At 68.4% G+C, this 11185-nt stretch carries 11 protein-coding genes; 5 read left to right on the top strand and 6 right to left on the bottom strand.

The window, feature by feature from the left end:
* A partial coding sequence (locus tag G3N98_RS35500) for an amidohydrolase (RefSeq protein ID WP_206150739.1) occupies positions 1 to 1750 on the bottom strand: 1750 nt, incomplete at its 3' end.
* Positions 1751 to 1768: 18 nt separating this feature from the next.
* Complete coding sequence (locus G3N98_RS35495) at positions 1769 to 1936, bottom strand: DUF1427 family protein (RefSeq protein WP_059557006.1); 168 nt, start codon at positions 1934 to 1936, stop codon at positions 1769 to 1771.
* Between the two features lie 98 nt (positions 1937 to 2034).
* Between G3N98_RS35495 and G3N98_RS35490 the strand changes: the two genes are divergently transcribed.
* Positions 2035 to 2958, top strand: coding sequence for a LysR family transcriptional regulator (locus G3N98_RS35490; RefSeq protein ID WP_206150738.1), 924 nt, complete (start codon positions 2035 to 2037; stop codon positions 2956 to 2958).
* Positions 2959 to 3025: 67 nt separating this feature from the next.
* Here the strand turns inward: G3N98_RS35490 and G3N98_RS35485 are convergent, their stop codons facing one another.
* Positions 3026 to 3712: a hydrolase gene (locus G3N98_RS35485; RefSeq protein ID WP_069247732.1), complete on the bottom strand. Its 687-nt coding sequence runs from the start codon at positions 3710 to 3712 to the stop codon at positions 3026 to 3028.
* Positions 3713 to 3986: 274 nt separating this feature from the next.
* Between G3N98_RS35485 and G3N98_RS35480 the strand changes: the two genes are divergently transcribed.
* From G3N98_RS35480 to G3N98_RS35465, 4 genes are read left to right on the top strand one after another with little or no spacing between them, the layout of a single operon-like run.
* On the top strand, positions 3987 to 4247 hold the full coding sequence (locus tag G3N98_RS35480; RefSeq protein ID WP_089473241.1) for a XapX domain-containing protein: 261 nt from the start codon (positions 3987 to 3989) through the stop codon (positions 4245 to 4247).
* A gap of 25 nt (positions 4248 to 4272) precedes the next feature.
* Positions 4273 to 5853: a sodium:proton antiporter gene (locus tag G3N98_RS35475; RefSeq protein WP_206150737.1), complete on the top strand. Its 1581-nt coding sequence runs from the start codon at positions 4273 to 4275 to the stop codon at positions 5851 to 5853.
* Between the two features lie 46 nt (positions 5854 to 5899).
* Positions 5900 to 6292 (top strand): OsmC family protein, encoded by a 393-nt coding sequence (locus tag G3N98_RS35470; RefSeq protein ID WP_206150736.1) that lies wholly within the window; start codon positions 5900 to 5902, stop codon positions 6290 to 6292.
* A 31-nt stretch (positions 6293 to 6323) separates the two neighbouring features.
* Positions 6324 to 7208 carry a pirin family protein gene (locus G3N98_RS35465; protein WP_206150735.1) on the top strand — a complete coding sequence of 295 codons (885 nt, stop codon included), beginning with the start codon at positions 6324 to 6326 and terminating at the stop codon, positions 7206 to 7208.
* Positions 7209 to 7285: 77 nt separating this feature from the next.
* Here the strand turns inward: G3N98_RS35465 and G3N98_RS35460 are convergent, their stop codons facing one another.
* The 3 genes from G3N98_RS35460 to bcsA all read right to left on the bottom strand — a co-directional run.
* Positions 7286 to 7483 carry a hypothetical protein gene (locus tag G3N98_RS35460; RefSeq protein WP_089425132.1) on the bottom strand — a complete coding sequence of 66 codons (198 nt, stop codon included), beginning with the start codon at positions 7481 to 7483 and terminating at the stop codon, positions 7286 to 7288.
* Positions 7465 to 9021: a cellulose biosynthesis protein BcsG gene (bcsG, locus tag G3N98_RS35455; protein WP_206150734.1), complete on the bottom strand. Its 1557-nt coding sequence runs from the start codon at positions 9019 to 9021 to the stop codon at positions 7465 to 7467. Before bcsG ends, G3N98_RS35460 begins: the two co-directional genes overlap by 19 nt.
* A gap of 27 nt (positions 9022 to 9048) precedes the next feature.
* Positions 9049 to 11185: UDP-forming cellulose synthase catalytic subunit (bcsA, locus tag G3N98_RS35450; RefSeq protein WP_206150733.1), on the bottom strand; the 2137-nt coding region annotated here is incomplete at its 5' end.

Below are 11185 nucleotides of genomic sequence, written 5' to 3'. Positions count from 1 at the left end.
CGGCGCGCTGCAGCGGCGCGCCGTTGCGCTGCGTCGCGCCCCAGCCGCCGTAGCCGCCGTACTCGCGCACCGGCGACCAGTCGGGCATCGCGGGCGGAATCGGCGCGTCGTGCGATGCGAACGGCCCCGCGCCCCACACGATCCGGCCGCCGACCACCGTCAGCAGCGCCGTCGTATCGACGATATCGTCCTCCGCGCACGTGAAGAAATCGCGATCCGGGACCATCAGGTCGGCCAGTTGCCCGACCGCGATGCGCCCTTTCTTGCCCTCTTCGTTCGAGAACCACGTCACGTACTCGGTCCACATCCGCAGCGCGGTCTCGCGATCGAGCAGGTTGCGCTGCGGATACAGGCGCATCCCGCCCACCGTCTTGCCCGTCACGAGCCATGCGAGCGACACCCACGGGTTGTACGACGCCACGCGCGTCGCGTCGGTGCCGGCCGACACCTTGAGGCCTTTCGACAGCATCTTCGCGACCGGCGGCGTCGCTTCGGCCGCCTGCGCGCCGTAGCGCTCGACGAAGTACTCGCCCTGGTACGCCATCCGGTGCTGCACCGCGATGCCGCCGCCGAGCGCCGCGATCCGGTCCATCGACTTCTCGGAGATCGTTTCCGCGTGATCGAAGAACCAGTTCAGCCCTTCCAGCGGGATGTCCTGGTTGACCTTCTCGAACACGTCGAGCGCGCGGCTGATCGTTTCATCGTAGGTCGCATGCATGCGCCACGGCCAGCGGTTTTGCGCAAGCACGCGCACGACGCCTTCGAGATCGTCTTCCATCTGCGCCGGCAGATCCGGGCGCGCGACGCGGAAATCCTCGAAATCGGCGGCCGAGAACACCAGCATCTCGCCTGCGCCGTTGTGACGGAAGTAATCGGTGCCGTCGTGGTACTTGCTGCTCTTCGTCCAGTTGACGAAGTCTTCCTTCTCCGCGTTCGGCTTCTGCGTGAACAGGTTGTAGGCGATCCGGATCGTCATCTCGCCCGCGTCATGCAGATTGCGGATCACCTCGTAATCGTCGGGGTAATTCTGCGAGCCGCCGCCTGCGTCGATCACGCCCGTCACGCCGAGCCGGTTCAGCTCGCGCATGAAGTGACGCGTCGAGTTGTACTGATATTCGAACGGCAGCTTCGGGCCTTTTGCGAGCGTCGCATAGAGGATCGTCGCGTTCGGGTTCGCGAGCAGCAGGCCCGTCGGATTGCCCGCGGCGTCGCGCAGGATCGTGCCGCCCGGCGGCTCGGGCGTGTCCTTCGTATAACCCACGACACGCAGCGCGGCCGCGTTCAGCAGCGCACGGTCGTACAAATGCAGGATGAACACCGGCGTATCGGGCGCGACCGCGTTGAGCTCGTCGATCGTCGGCAGGCGCTTCTCGGCGAACTGGTGTTCGGTGAAGCCGCCGACCACGCGCACCCATTGCGGCGCAGGCGTGATCGCCACCTGGTGCTTCAGCATTTCCATCGCGACCGCGAGCGAGCGCACGCCATCCCAGCGCAGCTCGAGGTTGTAGTTCAGGCCGCCGCGAATCACGTGCGTGTGGTTGTCGATCAGGCCGGGCAGCACGCTGCGGCAATCGAGATCGACGACCTTCGTCGCACGGCCTGCGAGCGGCATGACCTCCGCGTCGCTGCCGACCGCGACGAAGCGGCCGTCCTTGATCGCCACGGCGGTGGCGACAGGGTTCGCACGATCGAGCGTCGTGATGCGCCCGTTGTGCAGGATGAGATCGGGTTGAGTAGCGGTTGCGCTCATGAAATGTCCTCGATGCGGTCAGAAGCCGAGCCAGTGACGGACCGGCGCGATGGCCTGGGCGCCGATCAGCATGCCGCCCAGGCCGACCAGCGCGATCAGCGGCGGGGCCGGCGAACGCACCTTGATCACGCTGTACACGACGCCGATCAGCACGCCGGCGCCCAACGAAAGTAGATAAGATTCCATAACGATTTTTCTCCCGGCCGGATTAGAATCCCCTGCATCGCACGCCCGCTTTCGCGGTGCGCTGCATCCGTTCCGCTTCCCTGCCATGTATCCCGACCATGCAACACCTTCCTGATCTCGAAGCCTGGGCCATCTTTGCGCGCGTCGCGGAGACGGGCTCGTTCGCGAAAGCCGCCGACCTGCTCGGCGTCACGCAGCCGACGGTGTCGAAGGCCATCGCGCGCCTCGAAAAACGCCTCGGCGCGATGCTGCTGTACCGCACGTCGCGCAAGCTGTCGCTCACGCCGACCGGCGAACTGCTGCGCGACCGCGCGATCCGGCTGCTCGCCGATGCGGAACTGATCGAGAGCGAGGCGTCCGCGCAGGCGCTCGAACCACACGGCCTCGTGCGCGTGAATGCGCCGATGTCGTTCGGGGTGCGCCACCTGTCGCCGGTGCTGCCCGCGTTTCTCGAACGCTATCCGCGCGTCGACGTCGACCTCGTGCTCACCGATCACATCGTCGACATCGTGTCCGGCGGCTTCGACGTCGCGATCCGCATCGCCGAGCTCAGCGATTCGTCGCTGCGCTCGCGCCGGCTGTGCGCGGTGCGCCGGCCGCTCGTCGCGTCGCCCGCGTACCTCGACCGGCACGGCCGCCCCGCGCACCCGCGCGACATCGAACAGCACGTGTGCCTCACCTACACGAACCTGCCGACGCCCGAACACTGGCGCTTCCGCCACCCGGCATCGGGCGACGAGGTCGGCGTATCCGTGCACGGCCGCATTCGCACCAACAACGCGGACGTGATCGTCCCCGCGCTCATCGCCGGCCATGGCCTCGCCCTTCAGCCCGAGTTCCTGGTGTGGGAAGCGATGCAGCGCGGCGAGCTCGAGGAAGTGATGGCGGACTGGAAGATCGCCGACATCAACGTCAACCTCGTCACGCCGCCCGGCATGCTGCGCGCCGCGCGCGTGACGGTGCTGCTCGACTTCCTCGCGGAACACTTCGCGCACGCGCCGTGGGCGTTGCCAGCAGCCTGAGCGGGCGACGGCCGGCGACAGCGGATCGCCGCGGCCGGCCGTTGCCACGATCGCGGCCGGTCGCCCGTTACTTCGCCGGTACCGCCGCGAGCGACTCGTGCGGCGTGGCGGTGCGTTGCGCGGCCTTGTGAACCATCGTGTACGCGTAGTCGACGCCCATCCCGTACGCGCCCGAGTGCTCCTTCGCGATCGCCATCACCGCGTCGTAGCTGTCGCGGCGCGCCCAGTCGCGCTGCCATTCGAGCAGCACCTGCTGCCACGTGACGGGCACGACACCGGCCTGCACCATCCGCTGCATCGCGAAGTCGTGAGCGGCCTGCGACGTGCCGCCCGATGCGTCGGCCACCATGTAGATCTCGTAGTCGCCTTCGAGCATCGCGCACAGGGCGAACGTGGTATTGCAGACTTCCGTCCAGAGGCCCGACACGACCACCTTCTTGCGGCCGTTCGCGGCCAGCGCGTCGCGCACCTTCTGGTCGTCCCACGAGTTCATCGACGTGCGTTCGAGCGTCTTCTGGTTCGGGAACACGTCGAGCAGCTCGGGGAAGGTATGGCCGGAGAAGGCCTCGGTCTCGACCGTCGTGATGGTGGTCGGCACGTTGAACGCCTTGGCGGCCTTCGCGAGCCCGACGACGTTGTTCTTCAGCGTCTGGCGATCGATCGACTGCACGCCGAACGCCATTTGCGGCTGCTGGTCGATGAAGATCAGCTGGCTGTTCTGCGGCGTCAGTACTTCAAGTTTCGGATTGCTCATGGCGCAAGGTGTCCTGTGAACGAGAAAAGGGGGGCCTGCCTCGACCGTCAAAACGGGAGGAGCCGGAGGTATGTCGGCGCCGGATCGTCATCCGGGCCGAAATATTTAAGCCGCAAACGCGCGGCGCGAACACCCAAGAAACGGAATCGAACCGATTCCCGGATCGATGCCTGTTCGGGGCTGCCCGCCCTTTTTTTCTTCACGCAAACCCGATACCCTTTCGAATTCTTGACGGCGCACACCGCGCCATTCGTCTGCCATCACGGGGCCCGCCATGAAACCGTATTTCCTGTCGCTGTTCGCCGGCATCCTCGCCGGTGTCATCTACGGCGCGCTTGGCGTGAACTCGCCGGCGCCGCCGATCATCGCACTCACCGGCCTGCTCGGCATGCTCGCCGGCGAACAGATCCTGCCGGTCGCGCGACGCATGCTCGCGGGCCACCGGCTGAACACCGCATGGCGCGACGCGAAGTGCAGCCAGCACATGTTCGGCGCGCTGCCCGGCGGCACCACGAACGATCGCAAGCCGTCGTGACGCAATCGTTCATCACCGGCCACGCATGACCAACGTCGAACTGTTTCATTACCTGCTGCTGTTGATCTGCGGTGCCGGCGCACTCACGTGGCTCGCCGAACGGATCTCGATTCCGCCGGCCGTCGTGCTGCTGCTCGGCGGCTGCGTGGTCGCGGTGGCCGGCAAGCGCGTGCCCGACATGGACCCGGCGCTGCTGCTCGCGGCCGTGCTGCCGCCGCTGCTGTTGTCGAGCGGGTTCTACACCGCGTGGAAGGAATTCCGGCAGGAGCTTGCATCGATCGCGTCGCTCGCGCTCGGGGCCGTGGTGTTCACGACCGTCGCGGTCGCGCTCGCCGTGCATGCGGTGAACCCGGCGCTGCCGTGGGCCGCCTGCTTCACGCTCGGCGCGATCGTGTCGCCGCCCGATGCGGTCGCCGCGAAGGCGATCCTGCAGCGCCACCCGCTGCCCGCGCGACTCGTCGCGGTGCTCGAAGGCGAAAGCCTCGTCAACGATGCGTCGGGCCTGCTGCTGTACCAGATGGCCGTGTCGGCCGCGCTCGCCGTGTCGATCACGGCCGCGAGCGCCACCGGCCTGTTCTTCTCGCTCACGCTGATCGGCATCGCGGTCGGCCTCGCGTGCGGCCATGCAATGAGCTGGGTGCTGCCGCGCCTGCGCGACCCGATGCTCGGCATCGTCGTGACCTTCGCGATGGCGTGGGGCAGCTACGGGATCGCGGAAGCCGTCGACGGCTCGGGCGTGCTGTCGGTCGTCACCTGCGGCCTCGTGCTCGGCGTGCGCCAGCATCGCGTGTTCGACGCCGACATGCGGATCAAGGCGAAGGCGACCTGGGAAGCGATCGTGTTCGTGCTCGACGCGCTCGTGTTCATCCTGATCGGCCTCGCGCTGCACGCGATCCTCGCACGCGTGAACCACGAAGGCGCGGTGCTGATGGCCGGCCTGCGCGTCGCGCTGCCCGCCACCGCCGCCGCGATCGCCGCGCGCATCGCATGGGTGTTCGTCGCGATGTGGCTGCCGGGCCGCCTGCGCACGCCGCGCGCCGGCCACGCACCGTGGTCGTGGCGCGAGGCCGTCGTGCTCGGCTGGTCGGGCATGCGCGGCGTCGTGAGCCTCGCGGCCGCGATCGCGTTGCCCGCCAACTTCCCCGGCCGCGACCTGATCCTGTTCAGCACGTTCCTGCTGATCATCGCCACGCTCGTCGTGCAGGGCGGCACGCTCGCGCCGCTGATCCGCGTGCTGAAGCTGCGCCCGGCCGCGCGGCACACGATGTCCGAGCATGCGGTGCGCGCACACGCGTTCGGCGCGGCGCTCGCCGAACTCGACGCGCTCGAACAGCGCGGCTCGACCCTCGAGCGGCCGTCGCTCGACCGCCTGCTCGCCGAATACCGGAACCGCGTCACCTTCAACGAACGCGCGCATCGCCAGGGTGCCGAGCCGGCCAACGTGCGTGCGCGCATGCTGCGCGTCGAACTCGACCTCGTCGGCGTGTCGCGCCGCGCGCTGCTCGACCTGCATCGCGACGGCAAGGTCGACGACGCCGCGCTGCACCGGATCGAATCGGAACTCGATTTCGAGGAACTGCGGCTGCAGCGGCTGCTCGAACCGTGACGCCCGGCCCGGCCGCCGGCCTCCCCTTTTTTTACATGGAACTGCAATGAGCGAACTGTCCGTCGAAGCGAGCATCGGCTCCGTCGATTACCTCGTCCACTTCAGCGATGGCGTCCACCAGTGGCGCGCCGACGAACCGGCGTCGCTCGGCGGCGGCGATGCGGCGCCCGCGCCCGTCACGCTGCTGCTGTCGAGCCTCGGCGCGTGCACCGCGATCACGCTGAAAATGTACGCACAGCGCAAGGGCTGGCCGCTCACCGAAGTGCACGTGAAGCTCGCGCACGAATCGGGCAGCGCGGGCAGCACGATCGTGCGCCGCATCACGCTCGAAGGCGACCTGTCCGGCGAACAGCGCGACCGGCTGCTGCAGATCGCGAACGCATGCCCGGTGCACAAGATCCTCACGCATCCGATCACCATCGACACGGCGATCGCCTGACGCGCCCCGACTCGACTACCAGAGCCCCACCATGTCCGCCTCGATCAAGACCCTGCTCACGCCGCGCGAAAGCGACATCGGCAACCTCGTCGTGCGCCGCGTGCTGCCCGCGCGCGCCGCCCGCCTCGTCGGCCCGTTCATCTTCTTCGACGAGATGGGGCCGGCCGTGCTGCCGGCCGGCAGCGGCATCGACGTGCTGCCGCATCCGCACATCGGCCTCGCGACCGTCACCTACCTGTTCGACGGTTCGCTGATGCATCACGACAGCCTCGGCTTCCGGCAGAAGATCGTGCCGGGCGACGTGAACTGGATGACCGCCGGCCGCGGCATCGTGCATTCGGAGCGCTCGCCCGACGAAGACCGGCCGCGCGATCAGCCGGTCCACGGGATCCAGACCTGGGTCGCGCTGCCGGTCGAGCATGAAGACACCGCGCCCGCGTTCGTCCATCATGCGGCCGACACGCTGCCGTCGTTCACGCGCAACGGTGCAAGCGTGCGCGTGATCGCGGGCACCGCGTTCGGGCTCACGTCGCCGGTCGCCGTGTTCTCGCCCACGCTCTATGCGGTTGCGGAATTCGCGGCAGGCGGCACGCTGGCGCTCGATGCCGAACATGAGGAGCGTGGCGTGTACCTCGTTGACGGCGATCTCTCGATCGACGGCACGCCGCTCGCCGCCGCGACGATGGCCGTGCTGGAGCCGGGCGCGACCGTGACGCTCGCCAGCACGAACGGCGCCCGCGTGATGCTGCTCGGCGGCGCCCATCTGCCGGGCGAGCGGTTCATCGAATGGAATTTCGTGTCGAGCGCGCGCGCGAAGATCGATGCGGCCCGTGCGGCGTGGGCCGATCAGACCTTCGGCAAGGTGCCGGGCGAAGAACACGAGTGGACGCGCCAGCCGGAACGCAAGGCGCAGTAAGGTCACAACGCACAGCCAGCGGGTTCGCCCGCGGGCAAGCCACGCAACGGCCGGCTCCCATGCCGGCCGTCGTGCGTTTACCGCTTCAATCCCATCAGCTTCGCGAGCGTCGGCCAACGGTCGAGCGACTCGATGAACGCGCGGCGCGCCTGCTCGTCGACGTAACGCTCGGGATCTAGCGCGGGCAGGTGCCGCGCGAGGCCGAGCACGTCGTTCGGTTGCGACAGGCGATCATCGTCGCTGTCGGCGGGGAGCATTACTGTTCGTCGATCCATACGCCATCCGGAGTTTTCACCGAGTAGCCCGCGGCCGTCTGCATCGTCACCGTGCCTTCGTTCTCGCCCACCATCCGCGTGCGCGGCAGGTCGGCCGCGTACTGCGCGAGCGTCGTGCCCGGCTTGAACGGGCTGTTCGACACGAGGTTCGACAGCAGTTGCGCGAGCGCGAGGAAGCTGGTCGGCTGGTCGATCACGGTCGTCGCGCCGTGGTTGCCGGTAAAGCCGACGAGCCGCACGCCGACCGGCCCGTGCACGATGCGCGGCGTCGGGATCTCGCGCAGGCCCGCGACCTGGTACTTGTCGCCGCGCAGCGCGGCGCCGTGCTCCGGCACGAACACGATCACCGCGCGGCGGCCCGATTGCGCGATCAGGTCGGCGAGGTGATCGAAGTCGTCCATCAGCTTCGTCACGCGCTGCGGATACGAGTCGATGCTCGTCAGCGCGCTGCCGACGACGCGGTTGCCGTCGTGCAGGCTGATCGTGTTGTAGTACAGCGCGACCGGGCCCGGCACCGACGCGCGCTGCGCGTACCAGTTCGCGAGCGTCGCGTAGTCGCTCTTGATCTCCGAGCCGTCGAACGCGTGCATCGCGACCGGCGCGGCCGCGTTCGACACGGGCGGCGCGTCGGGCACGCCGATGTTGTCGTGGATCACCTGCAGGAAGTTGTCGAAGTGGCCGTCGTGGTTCAGCAGCGACTGCACCGTGTAGCCCGCGCTCGCCAGCTGCGAGAACAGGTAGCACTGCTGCGGCGCCGGCTTGTACAGATCGGCGTGCGCTTCCTGCCCGCAGCTCGCGCGCAGCACGCGGATCGCGGCCGGGCCGCTGTAGCTCGCGGCCGTGCTGAAGTTATTGAACAGGTAGTCGAAGTGACTCAGCATCGGGTGGTTGCGCACCTTCGCGGCATCGAGGTCGTCCCACGACAGCGAGCAGATGTGCAGCACGATCACGTCGAACTGTGTGGATGGATCGTTGCCGAGATGGCCGAACGCGACCTGCCGCTGCGATTCCTGCGTGCGGAACGTCGCGAGCGCGGCGTTGTGATCCTCCGGCTGGCCGGCGAGCGTCGTGCCCGTCGCGCTCGCCTGCTGCGGAAGCGGTGCGACGACGCGCGCCATCAACCCGCTGCCGGCCTGCCACAGCGGCATCACGACCAGCACGGCCAGCACGAACGTCGCGACGCGCAGCCAGCGATTGACGATGAAGTAGACGATCAGCGCACCGGCCACCGTCAGCAGCAGCACCGGCGGCAGCAGGCGCGGCAGCAGTTCCATCCAGTACTCGAGGCGGAACGTGCTCACTTCGCGCGCGGCTTCGGCGAGCCGCGCGAGCGGCGGCGCATGCATCTCGCGCGCGAGCAGCGGCACCGCGATCGCGATCGCCACGACCTGCCGGACGATGCGCCACGCGCGCCGCCGGATCGGCGCGCTCGCCGCGAGCGCCACCGCGAACGCGAGGTTCGCGAGCCAGAACGGCTGCAGGTGCCCGGTCGCGAACAGCGCGAACTTCAGGATGAAATACAGATTCCAGAACGTCATCTAACCCACTCCATGATGAGCGCCGCGTCAGTCGCGCGCCCGATCGAGTTTCGGCGCCAGCATGGCCAGCAGGCCGCGCGCCGCACCCTTCCACATCCGTACGTTGCCGTCCAGGCCGATCCGCAACACTTCCTTCAGCCCGCCGAGCGGCGTGTCGACCCGCTGCCCTTCGTGCCAGTCGAGCCACGCGTCCGCGCGTCCGAACGTGCATTGCACGAGCTGGCGCTCCTGTTCGAGCGTGAGTTCGTCGAAGCTCACGCCGACATGGGTCGGTGTCACGCGGCTCACGCGCACCGGGAACGGGAACGGCCGGTCGCCGCGCGTCACGCACACCGTCAGCGTGTCGCCGACGGCGAGCGAGAGCCCCGGCACCGCTTCGAGGCCGAGGCCGCCGGTCGAGTAGTCGCTCGTGAAGCACGCGGCGGTCGAGCCGTCGGCGAGCAGCAGCATGGCCGGCACGCGCATCGCGATCCGGTGCGTAACGCGCACCTGCTTGGTCTCGCGCGCCACGGCCAGCGCCGCGCCGAGCATCGCGAGGTTGTACACGGTCCAGCCGAGCGTGATCAGGATCGTCGACGCCTCGTCGCCCTGGTCGGCCACGAGCCGCCACAGGCCGGCGAGGATCGCGAGCACGTTCATCCCGAACAGCACCAGATACGGCTTCGACGTCGACCAGTCGACGTAGCCTTCGTCGATCTTGCCGCCCTTGTCGGTCACGTTGAACTTGCCGTGCTTCGGGCTGAAGAACGCGACGGTGGTCGGCAGCGCGATGTACCACGCAAGCACCGACTCGTAGACCTCGGCCCAGAACGAATGGCGGTAGCGCCCCTGCATCCGCGAGTTCGCGACGTTCGCGAGCACGAGATACGGGATCACGTAGCTCGCGAGCGCGAGCGCCGACGCGTTGATGAAGTACAGGTGGAAGAACAGGTACGCGAGCGGGATCGTCAGGAACACCAGCCGCGGAATCCCGTAGAAGAAGTGCAGCATCGCGTTGCCGTAGCAGATCCGCTGGATGAGGCCGAGCCCGCGCCCGAGGAACGGGTTGTCGATGCGGAAGATCTGCGCCATCCCGCGCGCCCAGCGCGTGCGCTGCTTCACGTGGCCCGCGAGGCTTTCGGTCGCGAGGCCGGCCGCCTGCACGGTCGGCAGATACGCCGACGTGTAGCCGCGCCGGTGCAGCTTGAGCGCCGTGTGCGCATCCTCGGTCACGGTCTCGACCGCGACGCCGCCCACCTCTTCCAGCGCGCTGCGCTTGAGCACCGCGCACGAGCCGCAGAAGAACGTCGCGTTCCACAGGTCGTTGCCCGACTGCACGAGGCCGTAGAACAGGTTGCCTTCGTTCGGGATCTCGCGGAACGTGCCGAGGTTGCGCTCGAACGGATCGGGCGAGAAGAAATGGTGCGGCGTCTGCACGAGCGCGCACTTCGGGTCGCGCAGGAACACGCCCATCGTCGTCTGCAGGAACGAGCGTGTCGGCACGTGATCGCAGTCGAAGATCGCGATGTATTCGCCGTGCGTCTTCGGCAGCGCGCGGTTGATGTTGCCGGCCTTCGCGTGGCGGTTGTCGTCGCGCGTCACGTAGTCGATGCCGGCCTCGCGCGCGAACGCCTCGAATTCGGGGCGCTTGCCGTCGTCGAGCAGATACACGCGCAGCTTGGCCGTCGGCCAGTCGATGCTCTGCGCGGCAAAGACCGTCGGCTTCACGACCGACAGCGGCTCGTTGTAGGTCGGGATGTAGATGTCGACGGTCGGCCAGGTGTCGGGATCGTCGGGCAGCGGCACGATCGGCCGGTCGAGCGGCCATGCGGTCTGCACGAAGCCAAGCAGCAGGATCATCCACGTATAGGCTTCCGCGCCGTACAGCAGATAGCCGGCGACGGCCTCGACCGGGCTGCGGAAATCGAGCGTCTGCGTGGTGCGCCACCACATGTAGCGCACCGTCGCGAGCAGGGCGAGCGACGCGAGCGCGAGCGTCGGCAGATGGCCCGGCAGGCGGCGCAGCGCGAGCGCCAGCACCGCGACGATCGCGAAGAACGCGAACTGCGCGCCCGGCATCAGCGGCGACATCCCGGCCGCGGCCCACAGCAGCGCGCCGGCCACCAGCAGCAGCGGCGCGAGCCAGCGGTGCCGGCCGACACCGTTCGCGCGCGCATCGAGCCAA

This window comes from Burkholderia sp. Tr-20390 (genome assembly GCF_017104595.1).
Taxonomy (GTDB): domain Bacteria; phylum Pseudomonadota; class Gammaproteobacteria; order Burkholderiales; family Burkholderiaceae; genus Burkholderia.
Note: the sequence above shows the minus strand (reverse complement) of the source record. Positions and strands in the feature narration are given on the sequence as shown.